This window comes from Gemmobacter lanyuensis, assembly GCF_014652355.1.
Taxonomy (GTDB): Bacteria; Pseudomonadota; Alphaproteobacteria; order Rhodobacterales; family Rhodobacteraceae; genus Gemmobacter; species Gemmobacter lanyuensis.
In genome coordinates this window covers 121829-139281 of record NZ_BMYQ01000008.1, presented here as the reverse complement: position 1 = coordinate 139281, position 17453 = coordinate 121829, and the positions used below count along the sequence as shown (strand labels likewise).

General features: G+C 63.4%; 17 protein-coding genes. 5 read left to right on the top strand and 12 right to left on the bottom strand.

Annotated elements, in window-relative coordinates; all coding sequences use genetic code 11:
* Positions 1-27 precede the first annotated feature (27 nt).
* Positions 28-729: an alpha/beta fold hydrolase gene (locus tag IE101_RS13510; protein WP_189634374.1), complete on the top strand. Its 702-nt coding sequence runs from the start codon at positions 28-30 to the stop codon at positions 727-729.
* Here the strand turns inward: IE101_RS13510 and phaZ are convergent, their stop codons facing one another.
* The gene (gene phaZ, locus IE101_RS13505; protein ID WP_189634373.1) at positions 730-2013 is read right to left on the bottom strand and encodes a polyhydroxyalkanoate depolymerase; all 1284 of its coding nucleotides are present in this window, start codon (positions 2011-2013) and stop codon (positions 730-732) included.
* Positions 2014-2123: 110 nt separating this feature from the next.
* Here phaZ and phaC point away from each other — a divergent pair, with 110 nt between their 5' ends.
* The 4 genes from phaC to IE101_RS13485 all read left to right on the top strand — a co-directional run bounded on the left by phaC (position 2124) and on the right by IE101_RS13485 (position 6190).
* Positions 2124-3917 (top strand): class I poly(R)-hydroxyalkanoic acid synthase, encoded by a 1794-nt coding sequence (gene phaC, locus IE101_RS13500; RefSeq protein ID WP_189634372.1) that lies wholly within the window; start codon positions 2124-2126, stop codon positions 3915-3917.
* Between the two features lie 149 nt (positions 3918-4066).
* Positions 4067-4516, top strand: a complete 450-nt coding sequence (locus IE101_RS13495) for a Phasin (RefSeq protein ID WP_189634371.1) — start codon at positions 4067-4069, stop codon at positions 4514-4516.
* Between the two features lie 150 nt (positions 4517-4666).
* Positions 4667-5227, top strand: coding sequence for a polyhydroxyalkanoate synthesis repressor PhaR (gene phaR / locus IE101_RS13490; RefSeq protein WP_189634370.1), 561 nt, complete (start codon positions 4667-4669; stop codon positions 5225-5227).
* 3 nt (positions 5228-5230) lie between these two features.
* Positions 5231-6190 carry a LysR family transcriptional regulator gene (locus IE101_RS13485; RefSeq protein ID WP_189634369.1) on the top strand — a complete coding sequence of 320 codons (960 nt, stop codon included), beginning with the start codon at positions 5231-5233 and terminating at the stop codon, positions 6188-6190.
* On the opposite strand, the gene IE101_RS13480 is transcribed toward IE101_RS13485, so the two are convergent.
* From IE101_RS13480 to IE101_RS13430, 11 genes are all read right to left on the bottom strand, one after another.
* Positions 6187-7374 carry a DegT/DnrJ/EryC1/StrS family aminotransferase gene (locus tag IE101_RS13480; RefSeq protein WP_189634368.1) on the bottom strand — a complete coding sequence of 396 codons (1188 nt, stop codon included), beginning with the start codon at positions 7372-7374 and terminating at the stop codon, positions 6187-6189. The two genes, IE101_RS13485 and IE101_RS13480, sit on opposite strands and share 4 nt — an antisense overlap.
* A gap of 114 nt (positions 7375-7488) precedes the next feature.
* Positions 7489-8790: an NAD(P)/FAD-dependent oxidoreductase gene (locus IE101_RS13475; RefSeq protein ID WP_189634367.1), complete on the bottom strand. Its 1302-nt coding sequence runs from the start codon at positions 8788-8790 to the stop codon at positions 7489-7491.
* A 7-nt stretch (positions 8791-8797) separates the two neighbouring features.
* Positions 8798-10153 (bottom strand): glutamine synthetase family protein, encoded by a 1356-nt coding sequence (locus IE101_RS13470; RefSeq protein ID WP_189634366.1) that lies wholly within the window; start codon positions 10151-10153, stop codon positions 8798-8800.
* A 39-nt stretch (positions 10154-10192) separates the two neighbouring features.
* A complete protein-coding gene (locus IE101_RS13465; protein WP_189634365.1) occupies positions 10193-10879 on the bottom strand; it encodes a type 1 glutamine amidotransferase in 687 nt (228 codons plus the stop codon).
* 101 nt (positions 10880-10980) lie between these two features.
* Entirely contained in the window at positions 10981-12315 is a 1335-nt protein-coding gene (locus tag IE101_RS13460) for a glutamine synthetase family protein (protein WP_189634397.1), read from the bottom strand.
* A gap of 209 nt (positions 12316-12524) precedes the next feature.
* Positions 12525-13352: an ABC transporter permease gene (locus IE101_RS13455; RefSeq protein ID WP_189634364.1), complete on the bottom strand. Its 828-nt coding sequence runs from the start codon at positions 13350-13352 to the stop codon at positions 12525-12527.
* Complete coding sequence (locus IE101_RS13450) at positions 13349-14230, bottom strand: ABC transporter permease (protein ID WP_189634363.1); 882 nt, start codon at positions 14228-14230, stop codon at positions 13349-13351. Before IE101_RS13450 ends, IE101_RS13455 begins: the two co-directional genes overlap by 4 nt.
* A 66-nt stretch (positions 14231-14296) precedes the next feature.
* Entirely contained in the window at positions 14297-15019 is a 723-nt protein-coding gene (locus IE101_RS13445) for a transporter substrate-binding domain-containing protein (RefSeq protein ID WP_189634362.1), read from the bottom strand.
* Between the two features lie 48 nt (positions 15020-15067).
* Positions 15068-15892: an ABC transporter ATP-binding protein gene (locus IE101_RS13440; protein ID WP_189634361.1), complete on the bottom strand. Its 825-nt coding sequence runs from the start codon at positions 15890-15892 to the stop codon at positions 15068-15070.
* A 173-nt stretch (positions 15893-16065) separates the two neighbouring features.
* Positions 16066-16506 carry a tellurite resistance TerB family protein gene (locus IE101_RS13435; protein ID WP_189634360.1) on the bottom strand — a complete coding sequence of 147 codons (441 nt, stop codon included), beginning with the start codon at positions 16504-16506 and terminating at the stop codon, positions 16066-16068.
* Between the two features lie 36 nt (positions 16507-16542).
* Positions 16543-17448, bottom strand: a complete 906-nt coding sequence (locus IE101_RS13430) for a PhzF family phenazine biosynthesis protein (protein WP_189634359.1) — start codon at positions 17446-17448, stop codon at positions 16543-16545.
* Positions 17449-17453 lie beyond the last annotated feature (5 nt).

The following is a 17453-nucleotide window of genomic DNA, read 5'->3' as shown; positions in this document are numbered from 1 at the left end:
TCGGCAGGCATGAGGCACGAGTGACTTATGATTGAACCGGTCATCCTGATCCCGGGGCTGTGCTGCGACGCCCGGGTGTTTGAACATCAGGTCCTGCATCTGTCCCAGCACCGCCCTGTGATGCTCGCCCAGCCCAAAGGGGTGACGGTCGAGGAGATGTCAGCCAACCTTCTGGCCATGGCGCCGCCGAAATTCGCGGTGGTCGGACAGGGGCTTGGCGGGGATGTCGCGCTTGATCTGGTGCGGCGCGCGCTGGATCGCGTCACGCGGGTGGCGCTGCTGTCCACCGATCCGATGGCCGAGGCCCCGGCACTTGCCGCTGCGCGTGAGGCGCGCATGGTGGCCGCGCGGGCCGGGCGGCTGTTTCAGGCCGTGGCGGAAGAATACCCCGCCGCCGACATGGGTCCGGCAGGACCGATGATCCAGCCGCTGTTGCGTGCCATGGCCGAACATCTGGGCGAGGGGGTCTTCCTCGCGCAGTCCAAGGCCATGCAGCGCCGTCCGGACCAACAGAAAACCATGCGCCGCGCCATGCTGCCCGCGCTGATCATGGGGGGCGGCCGCGACAGCCTTGTGCCGCAGCGCCGCCATGATTTTGTGGCCCAGCTGATGCCCTTTGCCACGCTTCAGATGTTTGAGGGGGTGGGCCACCTTTTGAGCCTTGAGGCCCCCGAGGCGGTCACGGCCGCGCTGGAAACTTTTCTGCGCGGCCCGATGCTTTTACGCTGATCACTTCGCCGCGGCGAGCTTGACCGGCGCTTTCTTCGGTGCCTCGGCCGCGGCCCCCGAATTCGCGTCGATGAAGTTGAGCACGAGCGGACGGATGTTCAGACGCCAGCTCTTGCCAGCGAAGATGCCGTAATGCCCGGCGCCGGGTTCCAGGTGGCTGGCCTTTTTCGCGGCGGGCAGGTTGGTCAGCAGGTTCAGCGCGGCAAGGCACTGGCCGGGGGCCGAGATATCATCCTTCTCGCCCTCAACGATTTTCACGGCCACATCCGTGATCGCGGCAAAATCGACCTTCTTGCCCGCGACCACAAAGTCGTTCCGCGCGATTTCGCGGTTTTTGAAGATGCGCTCGACGGTGGAAAGATAGAATTCCGCGGTCATGTCCATGACGGCCAGATATTCGTCATAGAAGCGGTTGTGGGCGTCGTGATCCGAAGCTTCGCCCCGCGCGGCGCGCAGGATCTGGTCACTGAAGGCCTTGGAGTGGCGCTCTGCGTTCATCGACATGAAGCCCGCCAGCTGCATCAGCCCCGGATAGACCAGACGCCCCGCGCCCTTGTATTTGAAGCCCACGCGCTGGATGGCCAGTTGTTCCAGTTGGCCCATCGTCACGCGGCGGCCGAAATCGGTCACCTCGGTCGGGGCTGCATCGGGATCGACCGGCCCCCCCATGAGGGTGAGAGAGCGCGGCTGCGCGGCAGGGTCTTCCGCGGCAAGGTAGGCGGTGGCAGCAAGGGTCAGCGGCACCGGCTGGCAGACCGCGATCACATGGGTGTCGGGGCCAAGGTGGCGCATGAAATCCACGAGGTAGAGGACATAATCCTCAACGTCGAACTTTCCTGCCGACACCGGAATGTCGCGGGCATTGTGCCAGTCGGTCACATAGACATCGGCATCCGGCAGCAGCGAGGCGACGGTGGGGCGCAGCAGCGTTGCGTAATGCCCCGACATCGGCGTCACGACCATGATCTGCCGTTTCATCTTGTCGCGGCGGCGGACCGAGAAATGGATCAGATTGCCGAAGTCGCGTTCCACCACCGGCTTGATATCCACCAGATGATCGGTGCCATCCGGCCCCACGATCGACCGGATGCCCCAATCCGGCTTGGTCACCATGCGCGAAAAGGTGCGTTCTGTCACTTCGCCCCAGGCTGCGGTCAACTGGAACAGCGGATTGGCCGACAGTGCGAAGACCGGGTACGAGGCCATGGCCCGCGCGGTGGCGCCAAGCCACTCATTCGTGTTGCGGGCTGTTTCCATCAGATCATAAGTCGCCATATACTTCATCTGCGTCTCCTTGCCCGCCGGGCCGTGGCACCGCCCCGGACCCCAGGTAAGCCCGGGACAAAGAGGCGCGTATGCTGCATGCGCAAAAAGTGTAGGGGGGAATTGAACACATGACAACTGAGACCAAGGACGAAGCCGCGCGGTTTGAAAGGTTGAACGCCAACCTTGCCAAGGTCGAAGAGTTGTCCAAGCGCCTGACGACGGCGCTAACCCACCGCAAACAGGCCGATCCGGCCCTGCATGGCCCCTCGCAAGAGCTCTATCTGAAGGCTGCAGCCGCCTATGTGGCGGAAATGATGCAGAACCCGTCGAAAATCATCGAGCAGCAGGTCAGCTACTGGGGAAAGACCCTCAAACACTATGTCGAGGCGCAGCAGGCGCTGTCGAAAGGGGAAATGAAGGCCCCGGCCGACCCCGGCCCGCGCGACCGCCGATTCGCGAATCCGATGTGGGATACCCACCCTTTCTTCAACTACCTCAAACAGCAGTACCAGATGAACGCCGAGGCGGTGACCACCGCCGTATCGGGGCTCGAACGGCTGGAGGACACGGACCGGCGGCGGATCGAGTATTTCTCGAAACAGCTGGTCGATATGCTGGCGCCGACGAACTTCCTGGGCACCAACCCGGATGCGCTGGAAAAGGCCGTGGCGACCGACGGCGAAAGCCTGGTGCGGGGCCTGGAAAATCTGGTCCGCGACATCGAGGCCAACAATGGCGATGTGCTCGTCACTTTGGCGGATAAAGAGGCCTTCCATGTCGGCCAGAACATCGCCACCACGCCCGGTGCGGTGGTCTTCCGCAACCATATGCTGGAGCTGATCCAATATGCGCCCACCACCGACAAGGTGCATCAGACGCCCCTGCTGATCTTCCCGCCGTGGATCAACAAGTTCTACATCCTTGACATGAAACCGGCCAACAGCCTGATCAAGTGGATCGTGGATCAGGGCTTCACGCTTTTTGTGGTCAGCTGGGTCAACCCGGATGCAAGCTACCGCGACGTGGGCATGGATGACTATATCCGCGACGGCTATCTCGCCGCGATGGATCAGGTGCGCGCGATCACCGGCGAAAAGCAGATCAACGCTGTGGGCTATTGCATCGCGGGCACGACGCTGAGCCTGACGCTGGGCTATCTGAAGAAGATCGGCGACAAGCGGGTGAAATCGGCCACGCTTTTTACCACGCTGACCGATTTCAGCGATCCGGGCGAGGTGGGGGTTTTCCTCAAAGATGATTTCGTGGACGGGATCGAGCGCCAATGCGCCGTGGATGGGGTGCTGGACAAGTTCTTCATGGGGCGCACCTTCAGCTTCCTGCGCTCCAACGACCTGATCTATCAACCCGCGATCAAAAGCTACATGATGGGCGAGGCTCCGCCCGCCTTCGACCTTCTGTTCTGGAACGGGGATGGCACCAACCTGCCCGCGAAGATGGCGGTCGAGTATCTGCGCGGCCTCTGCCAGCAGGACCGCTTTGCCCAAGGCGGTTTCCCGGTGCTGGGCGAGATGGTGCGGCTTGAGGATGTGACCCTGCCGCTTTGCGCCATTGCCTGCGAGACGGACCATATCGCGCATTGGAAGGGCAGCTTCAACGGCGTGCGGCAGATGGGGTCGAAGGACAAGACCTTCATCGTTTCGGAAAGCGGGCATATCGCCGGGATCGTCAACCCGCCTTCGAAGGGGAAATACGGCCATTACGTCAATGACGGCCCGATGACCACGCCGCAGGAATGGATCACCGGGGCCACCTTCCATCCGGGCAGCTGGTGGCCGCGCTGGGGGGAATGGCTGGCGGCGCGGTCCGGCAAGATGATCGCGGCGCGTCAACCGGGCGATTCGGGCCATGAGGTGCTGGCCCCCGCGCCGGGTACCTATGTGACGGCGGTTCCAAAGCTCTGATATTCCAGAACTTTGTTCCGCTGTCATTGCCTGGCTGGATGAAATGCTGCGGTGCAGAATAAATGCTTGATTTTCTGCACCGCAGCATCTATATCTGTGTTCAGGAACCGGGCGACGCGCCTTTGCAGCCTGACACACGGAGCAAGATGATGACGAAGACCACCGACTTCACCAAAGTCATGCAAGACATGATGGCCGCTTTCCCGGTTGACGCCTCGGCGTTCCAGAACGCGTTCAAGACCCAGGCTTCGATGGGCGAGAAGCTGTCGAAAGTGGCGCTGGAAGCCGCTGAGAAATCGACCGAGATCACCTCGAAATGGGCCAAAGACACCATCGCCAAGCTTTCGGACACGTCGAAAGCCAAGGCTGACCCGTCGGAATACACCAAGGCCGTGACCGACTTCGCTTCGGCCGCTGCTGAAATGGCTGCCGAGCATATGGCCGCCTTCGCCGAAGTCGCCAAGAAAGTTCAGATGGAAACCGTCGAACTGATGATGGCTGCCGGCAAGGACGCTTCGGAAGAAGCCCAGGCTGCCGTCAAGAAAGCCACTGCCGACGCGACCTCGGCCGTGAAAAAAGCTGCTGCTGCCGCGAAGTAATCGCACGACGCGCAACCTTCCTGTCCTCCTCCCTCGTGGAAGAATGCGCGGGGCGGACCCTTGGTCCGCCCCTTTCTTTTTGCTTTCCTTTTCGCTGCGCCCTGTCCTAAGCTTCTCTGCAAGCGCAAAAAGACCGGGGGAGGAGCCGTCATGGCAAACGCCGAAAAACCGCTGCTGATCAAACGTTACGCCAGCCGTCGGCTCTATAACACCGAGACGAGCGATTACGTGACGCTTGAGGATATCGCAGGGTTCATCCGGGCGGGCCGTGAGGTGCAGATTGTCGACCTGAAATCGGGCGATGACCTGACCCGGCAATATCTGCTGCAGATCGTGGCCGAACACGAAAGCAAGGGGCAAAGCATGTTGCCCATCAATGTGCTGACCGATCTGGTCCGCAGCTATACCACCGAAATGCAAAGCGTGGTGCCGCAATTCCTGGCCGCCTCTTTCGACATGCTGCGCGACGGTCAATCCAAGATGATGGAAAACCTGCAGAATTTCCCGAATCCCATTGCCGCAATGCCGGGGTTTGAGGCGATGCGGAAGCAGCAGGAAGCCTTCATGAAATCCATGATGGGCGGTCTTCCGACCTGGCCCCCCACGGCCCCCGCGCGCGAGGAAGAGGGCAAATCCGCGAAAGACAATGATGAGCTGGACGCCATCAAGAAGCAACTGGCCGAGCTGCAGGCCAAGCTTTCCAAGCTCTGACCCATGCCGGAACCTTCTGGCCGCGTGACCCTCTGGGGGATCGAGGTCTTTTTGGCGGTGGCCGAGGAAGGCTCTATCACTGCCGCGGCGCGGCGTCTGGGGGCCAGCCCCTCGGCCGTGAGCCAGCAGTTGGGTGGGCTCGAATCCGTTCTGGGATCGGTTCTCTTTGACCGCGGGCGCCCCATGCGGGTGACGCCTGCGGGCGCTATCCTGCGGCGGCACGCGCAGACCATTGTCCACAGTGCGCATGAAGCGCGGGCCGAATTGGCCATGGCCGATCTGTCGGGACTGACGTCGCTGCGCCTTGGCGTGATCGAGGATCTGGATGCAGACGTGACGCCCAGCCTGCTTGAGGGGCTGGCCGTCGATCTGCGGACCTGCCGTTTCCTACTGGAAACCGGTCCCAGCCACCGGTTGCAGGATCAGCTTGAGGCGCGGGCGCTGGACATCATCGTTGCGGCCGAACTGGGTGCCGCCCAACCCCCGGCCGATGGGCTGGAAATGCATGGTCTGCTATGCGACCCCTTCGTGGTCGTCGCCCCGGCCGGTGTGGCCACCGGGCCCGAGGCGCTGCGGGCCTTGCCGATGATCCGTTATTCGGCGCGTCATCACATGGGGCGGCAGATCTCGGCGCATCTGGCGGCGCAGAACCTATCGCTCACCAGCCGGTTCGAGCTGGACAGCTATCACGCCATTCTGGCCATGGTAGCGGCGGGGCAGGGATGGTCGATCCTGACACCGCTGGCGCTGCATCATGTTGCCCGGTTCCGCCGCGCGGTGCAGGTGGCGCCGCTGCCCTTTGGCGGGCTGGAGCGGCGCATCACCCTTTCGGCGCGGGCGGGGGCCTTGCAGGACATGCCGGCCACCGTGGCACAGCGCCTGCGCGACCTGCTGCAACAGCAGGTGGTCAGCCCGGCGGTGGCCGATTGGCCTTGGCTCGCCGGGCAGCTTCGTCTGCTTTAGCCTTTGACCTCGGCGGCTGCTTCCACCAGTGCGGCGGCGATGAAGTCGAGTTCGGATTGCGTCAGGCGGGTCGGCAGGCGCACGTCGCAGGCGCGCATCAGCATGGCGCGGGTCTGCGGCAGATCGGGCGCATCGCCCAGGAATTGCCAGTTCCAGAAGGCGCGGGCGTTATCTTCGCTCAGACCGAAGACCTGCACGGCGATGCCACGCTTTTTCGCGGCGGCCTGGAAGGCGCGGGCCTCGGCATCGGTTTCAAACCCGATGAGGTTGAACTGGATCGAGTCCGGCGCCCGTTCTTCCGGGCCAAGGGGGGGCGGCACGTCTAGCCAGGGGCTCTCGTTCAGTTGTGCGGCCACATGATCATGGTTGAAGCGGCCCTGATCCACGCGGCGTGCAAGCTCGGGCAGCTGCGGGCGGATGACGGCTGCCGAAAGGTTCTGCATCCGCATGTTGTAAAGCGGCAGGCGATTTTGCCACAGCATATAGCTGTTTTGCAGGCCGGGATGCTTTTTCCAGTTATGCTCATAGGCGCCCGACATGATCACCGCGCGGGCTGCAAGCTCGGGGTCGTCGGTGATCAGGATGCCGCCTTCGCCTGCATTGATCATCTTGTAGGACTGGAAGCTGAAACAGCCGATCTTGCCGATCGTGCCGATATTGCGGCCATGCCATTTGGTGCCCAGGCTGTGCGCGGCATCCTCGATCACCGGAATGCCCGCGGCATCCGACAGGGCCATGATCGCGTCCATGTCGCTGGTATGGCCGCGCATATGGCTGATCAGCACGGCATCGGCGCCGGGCAGTTTGGCTTCGAAATCGGCCATGTCGATGCGGTAATTGGCGCCGACCTCGACCAGAACCGGGGTGCAATCGGCGTGAACCACCGCCGAAGGCACGGCGGCAAAGGTGAAGGCCGGGATCAGCACCTTGGCGCCCCGCGGCAGATCCAGCGCCTTGAGCGAGAGGAACAGCGCCGCCGAACAAGAGCTTACGGCAAGGGCATAGCGAGCACCCAGAAGCGCCGCGAATTCGGCCTCAAGCAAGGCGACGGGGGCGCCTTCGGGCGCCGTGTAGCGGAACAGATCCCCCGAGGCGAGCAGCCGCTCGATCTCGGCCTTGGCGGCTTCGGGGATCGGTTCGGCGTCATAGACATTGGGCGGGGAAATCTGTCCGTCAGCGGCCATCTTCGGCTTTCCTGAAACTGTCATTCAGGAAATCTGTAAGCCCGCAAGGGCCGAAATGCCAGCAACAAGTTGATGACATCCCGGCCCCGGCGGGCCTTTCCGCCGATGCACAGATCAGACGCCCAGCCGGTCGCGCAGCGAAAACCAGGTCATCGCCAGCACCAGAAGCGGCCAGCGCAGCGCCGCGCCCCCCGGAAAGCGCGGGGTTGGCAGGGCGGCCATCAGATCAAAGCGTTCGGCCTGACCGCGCAGCGCTTCGGCCATCAGCTTGCCGGCCAGCGTCGCCATGGCCACACCATGCCCGGAATAGCCCGAGGCCGACAGGACATTGGCCGCCACACGCGCAAAGCAGGGCAAACGGGTCATGGTAATGGCCAGCGTCCCGCCCCAGGCATAGTCGATGCGGGCATCGGCCAGCTGGGGATAGACCTCCAACATGGGTTTGCGCACGGTGCGCACCAGATCCGGGAAGGTCCAGCCATAGCTTTCGCCGCCGCCGAACAGAAGCCGCCCATCCTCGGACAGACGCCAGTAGTTCACGACGAATTTCGTATCGGCCACGGCGACGGGTTTTGACAGGATCTCGGCCGCGCGGTCGCCCAGCGGTTCGGTCGCCAAGATGAAATTGTTGATCGGCATCACCCGCGCCGCAACAGAAGGTTCCAACCCGCCCAGGTAGCCGTTGCAGGCGAGGATCACATGATCCGCCTTCACTCGGCCTTTGGCCGTGATCACCGTTGCGGGGGGGCCGTGGTCGATCGTTGTGACATGGCTGTTCTCATGCAGCACAACCCCCGCCGCCACGGCAGCCCGGGCAAGGCCGATGGCAAAGTTCAGCGGATGCACATGGCCCGCGCCCCAGTCGATCTCGCCGCCTTTGTAAGCGGTAGATCCGATCAGGCTGCGAATGCCGGCGCGGTCGAGCGGCTCCAATGCCTCGTAGCCATAATCGCGGCGCAGCTTTTCGGCATAGGCATGGGTGTCGCGCACTTCGCGGTCATGCCAGCAGGCATGCGCCACGCCGGGGTGGAAGGTGCAGGGCATGGCGTGTTCGGTGATCAGGTCGCGCACCAGTGCCTTGGCCTCTTCCGCCATGTCCCAATAGCGGTGGGCGGCATCGCGCCCGGCGATGCGTTCCAGCTCGATCTGGTCCAGCCGCTGGCCCGATCCGACCTGCCCGCCATTGCGCCCCGAGGCGCCAAAGCCCACGCGATGCGCCTCAAGCACCACGACGCGATAGCCCGCCTGCGCCAGATGCAGCGCGGCAGACAGGCCCGTATAGCCCGCGCCGATCACGCAGACATCGGCCCGGACCTCGCCTTCAAGCGCCGGAAAGGCGAGCAGATCGGCCCGCGTGGCCGCGTAAAAGCTGGCCGGGTATTCACCCGGCCGGTCATTTGCAAAGAGAAGATCCATCGCCGCCTCAGACGTTCAGCAGCAGATGTTCGCGTTCCCACGGGCTGATGACTTGCAGGAACTCTTTGTATTCGTTGCGCTTCACGCTGTCATAGACGGTGCAGAATTCCGTTCCGAGCACGTCGCGCAGGGCGGCGTCCTCTTCCAGCAGGTCCAGCGCATCGCCCAGGTTGGTGGGGATGTCATCGCTGTCGATATAGGCCGAGCCGCTGAATTCAGCGCGGGGCAGCCGTTTTTCCTTGAGGCCCAGATAGCCGCAGGCAAGGCTGGCCGCGATCCCCAGATAGGGGTTGCAATCCATGCCCGGCAGGCGGTTTTCCACACGCCGCGCCTCGGGGCTGGCGATCGGGACGCGCAGGCCCGTGGTGCGGTTGTCGCGGCCCCATTCGAGGTTAATGGGGGCGGCGAAGTCGGGAACGTAGCGGCGATAGCTGTTCACATAGGGGGCCAGTAGGGCGATGGCGCCGCTCATGTGGTTTTGCATCCCGGCGATGAAATGCAGGAATTCAAGCGTTTCGCCGCCATCCGGGGCCGAAAAGATGTTGCGGCCGCTGGCCATGTCCACCACCGAATGGTGGATATGCATGGCGCTGCCGGGCTCACCTGCAATGGGTTTCGCCATGAAAGTCGCGAAACAATCGTGGCGCAGCGCCGCCTCGCGGATCATGCGCTTGAAGAAGAACACATCATCCGCCAGCCGGACCGGATCGCCATGGGCGAGGTTCAACTCGATTTGGCCCGCGCCGCCTTCCTGCAGGATGCCGTCGATCTCCAGCCCCTGCGCCTCAGCGAAGTCATAGATATCGTCGATCACCTTGCCATATTCATCGACCGCAGACAGCGAATAGGCCTGCTTTTGCGCGGCGCGCCGACCCGTGCGGCCCATGGGGGGCTGCACGGGCATATTGGGGTCGATGTTGCGGGCGGTCAGGAAGAACTCCATCTCGGGGGCGACGACGGGGCGCAGGCCCTCGGCCTCGAACAGCCCGACGATGCGCTTGAGCACATTGCGCGGGCTGAAGGGCACCGGGCGTCCCTGCTGGTCCTGCGCGTCATGGATGACCTGCAGAGTCACATCCGCTGTCCAGGGGGCGGCGGTGGCGGTGGTGAAATCCGGCACGAGGATCATGTCGGGTTCGGTGAAGGCGTCGAACGGGTTGTCGGCCCATTCGCCGGTGATGGTCTGGAGAAAGATCGAATTGGGCAGGAAATAGCTGGTCTGCTTGGCGAATTTCGCGGCGGGCATGGCCTTGCCACGCGCCACGCCGGCAATGTCGCCGATCACGCATTCCACCTCATCCACGCGACGGTTGGCAATGAAGGCTCGGGCTGCGTCGGGCAGCTTGCTCGTCCAATCGGACATGGGTCACACTCTGGCTTTGGCCCCGGGGGCTGGCCGGATTCAGGCCGCCTGACGGGGCGCTTTGAAAAAATCTGCGATCTGGCGCGCAAGGATCTGGTCATCAAGCGGCAGGTCAAGGCGCGCGCCCGCCTTGGCCATGAGGGCATCAGGCACGACGCCCTTGCCCCGGGTCTTCATCAGGCCATCCACGAATTCGCTGCGGAATTCGGGGTGGGCCTGCACGGTAAAGATGCGGTCACCATAGACCAGCGCCGCATTCTGGCAAAAGTCGTTGCAGCCCGCGACCTCGGCCACGGCGGGTTTTTCCACCACCTGATCCTGATGCCAGGCATTCAGGCGGATGCTGCGGCCGCCAAAGTCGTATTCCGTCGGGCCGACCGACCAGCCGCCCGCGAATTTCTCGACCCTGCCGCCCAGGGCCTGCGCGATGATCTGATGACCAAAACAGACGCCGACCATGGGCACCGCCTTGGCATAGGCCTCGCGGATGAAGGCCTCAAGCGGGGGGATGAAGGCGTGATCCTCGTAGACGCCAAAGCGTGACCCGGTGATCAGCCAGCCATCACATTCGGCCACGCTGGCGGGAAACTGCATGTCCAGCACCCGGTAGGTGCGGAAGGTCAGCCCCTGATCGCCCAACAGACGCATGAACATGTCAGGGTAATCGCCCGAGGCTTCGATCAGCACGTCAGGGGATTGGCCGGTTTGCAGGATGCCGATCAGCATGGGGGTTCCGAATTTGATGTTCTTGCAATGTAGCAATCCGCCCCCGCCTGCGGCAAGGGGGGCAGGGCACGGGAAGCGCCCCACCCGGCGGTTGCGTGACGTCAGACGGTGTCGAGGTAAAGCTCGACCCGCTCTTCCGCCGAAAGTTCGGCGATATAGTGCAGCTCTTGCCGCTTGGTCTGCACGAAATTGCGGATCAGCTCTTTCGGCAGGAAACGGTAGAGCGTGTCGCTATGCTCGAAAGCCTCGATCGCGGCTTCCCAGTCGGTGGGGATCTGCGGCAGGTCCATCGCATAGGCATTGCCGGTGATCGCGCTCGGCGGTTCCTGCTGATCCTCGATCCCGCAAAGCGCGGCGCCCAGAATCGCGGTGAGCATCAGGTAGGGGTTCACGTCGCCCCCCGCCACGCGATGTTCGATCCGCCGGGCCGAAGGGCTGCCCGCGGGGATGCGGATCGCCGTGGTGCGGTTTTCATAGCCCCAGCCGATCGAGGTGGGGGCATGTTTGCCCGGCACCAGCCGTTCATAGCTGTTCTGATGCGGCGCAAAGACCAGCGTGCTGTCATGCATCGCGTTCAGGCAGCCCGCCACGGCATGACGCAGCATCTGCGTGCCCTTCGGACCGCCGCTGTCAAAGACATTCTCGCCTTTCTCGTCGATGACCGAGAAATGCGTATGCAGGCCCGAGCCGGAGTATTCCGGGTAGGGTTTCGCCATGAAGCTTGCCGCAAAGCCGTGGCGCCGCGCCAGACCCTTCACCAGCATCTTGAAAAGCCAGGCATCATCGGCGGCGCGCAGCGCATCGTCGCAATGCATCAGGTTCACTTCGAACTGCCCCAGTCCCGTTTCCGAGGTCGAGGTATCGGCCGGAATGTCCATCGCCTCGCAGGCATCATAAAGATCGGTGAAGAAGGTGTCGAAGGCATCAAGCGCCCGGATCGAGAGCGTCTCGGCCGCCTTGCGCCGCTTGCCCGACCGGGGCGAGGGCGGAACCTGCAGCGTCTTGCCGCTGTCGTCGATCAGGAAGAATTCAAGTTCCATCGCGACGACAGGTGTCAGGCCGCGCGCCTTGTAGCGTTGTACCACCGCATTGAGCGCGTGGCGCGGGTCGCCCTCATAGGGCTGTCCATTTTCGCGGAACATCCAGATCGGCAGCAGCGCCGTCGGCGCCTCAAGCCAAGGCATCGGCATGAACCCGCGCTCGGTGGGTTTCAGCACGCCGTCCTGATCGCCCTGTTCGAAGACGAGCGGGCTGTCATCAATGTCTTCCCCCCAGATGTCGAGGTTCAGCACGGAAAAAGGGAACCGCGTGCCGTTCTTGACCACGCTTTCCGCAAAACGCGCGGGCACCCGTTTGCCCCGCGCCTGTCCGTTCAGATCCGCCGCAGCCACACGGATCGTGCGAACCTCGGGGTGTTTCCTGAGCCAGTCCTTCATATTCATGTTGTCGTCAAGACACTGGGGCACGGGAACACCCTTCCACACAGAGGGCGCGCTGGCCCTTGGCGTGGGGATGGGGACCATGCCCTTGGTCCGTTCTCCCTTGTTTGATCCTTGCCATCCGCGCCCGCCCATCGGGGCAGGGGACGCCACACCTTTGGTGCGGTTCGGGCGACGGCCCGAAGAATTTGATCAAAACTAGGCTACTATCGGATCAGCTGCGGACGCAAGCGAATTTTGCTGCGCGTGTTCGACGGCAGGTGGCGATTGAGCCTTCGGTTCACCAGACCGAAGATCCCGATCAGCGTGCCGGTCAGCAGGATGAAGTAGAAGGCCACGATCGGATAGGGCACGAAGGGGTTGAAGGTCTTGTCCGCGAAGTAGTTGGCGTAATAGAGCGCATCGCCCCGCTGCTGGAATGCCGGGAAGCCGGAAAAGAATACCAGCGTCGTGGCATGGAAGAGGAAGATCGCCTCATTCGTATAGGCGGGCCACGCGAGCCGCAGCATGGTGGGCCACTGGATGCGCCGGAACTTGGCCCAGCCGGAAATGCCATAGGCCTCGGCCGCCTCCAGATCGCCCTTCGGCACCGACATCAGCGCGCCATAGAAGATTTCCGCGGCATAGGCCGAGGTGTTCAGGAACAGCACGAACAGCGCCCCCGCCCAGGCCGAGGTCATCCACGAGGTCGGGAGATGCAGCCCCAGCACATCCACACCACCGCGCGGCAGCATCACCAGTGCCGAATAGGCTAGGAAGAATTGGATGAACAGTGGCGAGCCACGGAAAACGAAGATGAACCATTCCGCCGGTTTGCGCGCCCAGGGCTTGTGCGAGGCCTTGGATAGCGCCAGCGCGTTGGACAGGAAGAACCCCAGCATCAGCGCCAGAGCGCCGAAATAGACGTTCCAGATCAGCCCCGACCCGATCAGCGTGAACTGCTGGCAAAGCGTGAAGTCCGTGCGCGGCAACAGCTTTTCGCCAAAGCCGAGGCTGCGGAAGGCATAGGCGCCAATGGTTTCCCAGCAGGTCATTGCGCGGTCCTCCGCATCGCTTCACCGGCGGCGGTGGCCTGACCGTGGTTGAGCCGTTTGGCCAGTTTGTTCAGCACGATTTCAGAAAGGCGCGTCATCAGAAGATAGCAGACCATCAGGAAAAGGAAGTACCAAAGCCGCCAGTCCGGATGCGGATAGGCATAGGCCTGCGTCTTGGCGCTGCCCAGCTCGCGCGCCCAATAGACGATGTCCTTGACCCCCAGCAGGAACAACAGCGGCGTGGCCTTGATCAGGATCATCCACAGATTCGACAGCCCCGGTAACGCATAGACCCACATCTGCGGCACAAGGATGCGGCGGAAGACCTGCCGCGGGGTCATGCCATAGCTCTCGGCGGTTTCGAGCTGCGCCCGCGGCACCGCATTCATCGCACCGTAAAGCACATTGGCAGCAAAGGCGCCAAAGACGATGGCAAAGGTAAAGACGGCCAGCGCGAAACCATAAAGCTGGTGCCAGATCTGCGCCGAGCTGTTCGAAGGCACCTTGGCCTCGGGGCAGACACGGAATTCCAGCCCCTGCCGGATCGGCTGCGTCCAGTCGGGGCAGACGACCTGATGCTTCATCCATTCGATCCCCTGATCGAGCGCGATCACGAAGAACAGGAAGAAAACGATATCCGGCACGCCTCGCACCATTGCCGTATAGGTCTTACCGACCAGCCGCACCGGGGCCACATGACTGCGCGCGGCCATCGCCCCGCCAAAGCCGAAGGTGAGCGCCACGGGGGCGGTGACCGCCAGCAGCGTCAGCACCGTCAGGAAGGACCAGTAGAAATCGATGTGCTTGCCCGAGGTGAGGTAGCACACGAGCCAGGAGAGGCCCTCAAGCGTCTTGGGGTCGGCGCAGCTGCTGAACATTTGGGGGATCCGAGGGGGAAAGGCAAAGGCCCCTGCCGCCACATGGGCAGCAGGGGCAAAGGCAGATCAGAACTTCTTGGCTTCGGGGCCAAAGTGCTTTTCGATCAGCGGGTTGAGGGCGCCTTCGGCCTTCATTGCGCGGATGGCGGCGTTGAACTTTTCACGCAGCTCGTCATCGCTGTCGCGGAAGGCCAGACCGACACCGCCGCCAAGGGCGATGGCGTCGCCCACATAGGTCAGCTCGCCATTCGATTCGGCCACATAGGGGGCGAGGAAGTCCTTGTCGGCAAAGACGGCGACCGCCTCGCCGTTGCGGACGGCGGCCACGGTTTCATCCGGCGTCGGGAATTCCAGCAGGGTTGCGCCCGATTCCGCGACATAGCCCGCCTGGATGGTGCCAACCTGCGCCGAAACGACGCCGCCCTTCACATCCGCATCGGCGGTCAGGCCCACATAGGCGCTATCGGCCGGCGGGACGTAGTTTTCCGAGAAATCGACGACCTTCTCGCGCTCATCGGTGATCGACATGCCGGCGATGATCACGTCATAGTTGCCCGACTGCAGGTTCGGGATGATCGAATCCCAGTCATTGGTGACCCATTCGCAGGTCAGACCGGCGCGCTTGCACAGCTCATCGCCCAGCTCACGCTCAAAGCCCGCGACATTGCCCTGATCATCGATGAAGTTGAAGGGCGGGTAGGCGCCCTCGGTGCCAAGGCGGATGGTTTCGGCGGCAGCGGCGCCGCCGGTCAGGGCCAGCAGGGTGGTGGCGAGCAGAAGTTTCTTCATTCTTGTTCTCCCGTTGGTGATGTGGTGGCGTCAGCGGCCCCTTTCGGGTCAGGCCATGGTGGCCGACAGGAAGCCGCGCAGGCGTTCGGTCTGCGGGTTTCCGAAGAGTTGATCGGGCGGGCCTTCCTCCTCGATCTTGCCCTTGTGCAGGAAGACGACGTGGTCGGACACATCCGCCGCCATCTTCATGTCATGGGTTACGATGATCATCGTCCGGCCTTCTTCTGCAAGGGCCTTGATGACCTTGACGACCTCTTGCTCCAGCTCGGGGTCGAGCGCGGAGGTCGGTTCATCGAACAGAAGCGCGCGCGGCTCCATGCACAGGGCGCGGGCAATCGCGGCGCGTTGCTGCTGACCGCCCGAAAGCATCGCGGGCCAGGCATCCGCCTTGTCGGCAATGCCCACTTTGGCAAGATAATGCCGCGCCTTTTCTTCCACTTCGGCAGGGTCGCGCTTCATCACGGTCAGCGGCGCTTCCATCACGTTCTGCAGAATGGTCATATGTGACCAAAGGTTGAACTGCTGGAACACCATCGAAAGGTTTGTCCGGATACGCAGCACCTGCGCTTTGTCTGCGGGGTGGCGGTTCAGGCCCGTGCCGCGCCAATGGACGGCCTCACCTTCGAACAGGATCTCGCCCTGCTGGCTGTCTTCCAGCAGGTTGCAGCACCGGAGCAGGGTGGATTTGCCCGATCCCGAAGACCCGATGAGCGAAATCACATTGCCCCGCGGTGCCTTGAGATCAACACCCTTCAAGACCTCCAGCTGGCCATAGCTCTTGTGGAGGTCACGAATTTCAATGACCGGCGCGTCAGTCGCCGGAGAGACGGAATTACGTTCGGCAGTCACGGTTTCTCGCTTGTCGTTGGCCATCAAGGCTCCCTTGGGGGCAAGTAGGGCGGAATTTCTGGCCCCTTGCAACGGCATTTGTGCCGAAACAATCCGATTTGCCACCAGTTTGGTCAATCTGACTGAACGTAATGCGCAACGCACGGGCAGAATGCCGCAGGGTTTTTGCGCCTCACGCGGGAACCTTTGGGCCGAGGTCAGCCCTGCGTCGCGCTGCGCTGTCGGGCCAGCGCCGAATCCCGATCCGTCAGCCCCAGAAGCGAGGCGACAAGGCGGATCACCTGATCCTCTTCCTCGCCCCGGCTGCCATCTGACAGCGCGACCGACCACAGCGCCTCGATCAGACCGGCGCGGTCGTCCAGCGGCACGGTCTCTTTCAACGCACGGGTGAAGCGGACGGTATCGGGGGCCTCGGCCTCAAGCACGGCGGCGCGGCCCTGCAGATCGGCGGCGGCAAAGGGCGAAAGCGCGTAAAGCCGCGCCAGAACGCGGTCGATTCGCGCGCGCTCGGCCTCGGTATAATGCCCGTCTGCGCGCGCGACGCGCACCAGAAGCGCCGCCAGCGCCAAGGGGGCATCGGTGGCATCCAGGCGGTCGGGGGCGGGTGTCAGCAGACGACGCAGAAGGTTTTCAAACATTCCGGCAGATTAGCGGCCCTGCGCGGCGCTGTCCAATCACAGCGGCTTGGTCGGAACCCGGATCTTGCCCTGCGAAATCCGCACGGCCTGCCCGCCGATGCGGATCGCGGTCGGGCCATCGGCGCCGACCTCGATCGTCAGGCGCAGGTCTGACGGGCGGCCCATTTCAATGCCCTGCCGTAGATGGAAGCGATGGGTGCCCGGTGTCAGATCGCCCGAGGCCTGCAATTGCGCGGCCAGAATGGCGCTGGCCGATCCGGTTGCCGGGTCTTCTGACACGCCCGCGCCGGGCCAGTACAGCCGCGCGCGGAAATCGCAGTCGGTGCCGGGGGTGTAAAGATAGGCGCTGTCCACCCCCGCCGCCGCGCGCAGAGCGGACCAATGCGGTTCCATCGGGCGGGCGCGGGCGAGGCAATCCAGATCCGCCACCGGCACGAACAGGAAGGCCGGCCCCCCCTGCCAAAGCGCGGGCCGATGGGCGCCAAACCCCACCTCATCCTCGGCAAGGTCGAGCGCCTTCGCGACCAGCGCGGGCGGCGCCGATCCTGCAAAGGCATGGGGCAGCACGGGGGCGGTGAATTCGGCCTCGGTCACATCGCCCCGGCGGGTGACGCGCACCGGCACCAGACCGGCCTCTTCCTCCAGCACCAGCACGGTGTCGAAATCGCCCGCGGGGTGGTCTTCCTCGGCCAGTAGGATCGCGCAGCCCAGCGTCGGATGGCCGGCAAAGGGGATCTCGGCCCCTGGCAGGAAAATCCGCACCCGCGCGCGGTGGCCGGGCTGTGCCGGGGCCTGCACGAAGATCGTCTCGGACAGGTTGAATTCCCGCGCGATGATCTGCATCTGCGCCGTTGTCAGCGCATCGGCCCCCAGCACCACAGCCAGCGGATTGCCGGTGAAGGCGGTGTCGGTAAAGACATCAAGCGTGTGAAAGGCCAGCATCGCGG

Coding starts and splice junctions, on each gene's coding strand:
- IE101_RS13510 (WP_189634374.1), top strand. CDS start 28: ATGATTGAACCGGTCATCCTGATCCCGGGGCTGTGCTGCGACGCCCGG.
- IE101_RS13465 (WP_189634365.1), bottom strand. CDS start 10,879: ATGCTGATCGGCATCCTGCAAACCGGCCAATCCCCTGACGTGCTGATC.
- IE101_RS13480 (WP_189634368.1), bottom strand. CDS start 7,374: ATGGCCGCTGACGGACAGATTTCCCCGCCCAATGTCTATGACGCCGAA.
- IE101_RS13450 (WP_189634363.1), bottom strand. CDS start 14,230: ATGTTCAGCAGCTGCGCCGACCCCAAGACGCTTGAGGGCCTCTCCTGG.
- IE101_RS13495 (WP_189634371.1), top strand. CDS start 4,067: ATGACGAAGACCACCGACTTCACCAAAGTCATGCAAGACATGATGGCC.
- phaR (WP_189634370.1), top strand. CDS start 4,667: ATGGCAAACGCCGAAAAACCGCTGCTGATCAAACGTTACGCCAGCCGT.
- IE101_RS13430 (WP_189634359.1), bottom strand. CDS start 17,448: ATGCTGGCCTTTCACACGCTTGATGTCTTTACCGACACCGCCTTCACC.
- IE101_RS13460 (WP_189634397.1), bottom strand. CDS start 12,315: ATGAAGGACTGGCTCAGGAAACACCCCGAGGTTCGCACGATCCGTGTG.
- phaC (WP_189634372.1), top strand. CDS start 2,124: ATGACAACTGAGACCAAGGACGAAGCCGCGCGGTTTGAAAGGTTGAAC.
- IE101_RS13475 (WP_189634367.1), bottom strand. CDS start 8,790: ATGGATCTTCTCTTTGCAAATGACCGGCCGGGTGAATACCCGGCCAGC.
- phaZ (WP_189634373.1), bottom strand. CDS start 2,013: ATGAAGTATATGGCGACTTATGATCTGATGGAAACAGCCCGCAACACG.
- IE101_RS13455 (WP_189634364.1), bottom strand. CDS start 13,352: ATGACCTGCTGGGAAACCATTGGCGCCTATGCCTTCCGCAGCCTCGGC.
- IE101_RS13485 (WP_189634369.1), top strand. CDS start 5,231: ATGCCGGAACCTTCTGGCCGCGTGACCCTCTGGGGGATCGAGGTCTTT.
- IE101_RS13445 (WP_189634362.1), bottom strand. CDS start 15,019: ATGAAGAAACTTCTGCTCGCCACCACCCTGCTGGCCCTGACCGGCGGC.
- IE101_RS13435 (WP_189634360.1), bottom strand. CDS start 16,506: ATGTTTGAAAACCTTCTGCGTCGTCTGCTGACACCCGCCCCCGACCGC.
- IE101_RS13470 (WP_189634366.1), bottom strand. CDS start 10,153: ATGTCCGATTGGACGAGCAAGCTGCCCGACGCAGCCCGAGCCTTCATT.
- IE101_RS13440 (WP_189634361.1), bottom strand. CDS start 15,892: ATGGCCAACGACAAGCGAGAAACCGTGACTGCCGAACGTAATTCCGTC.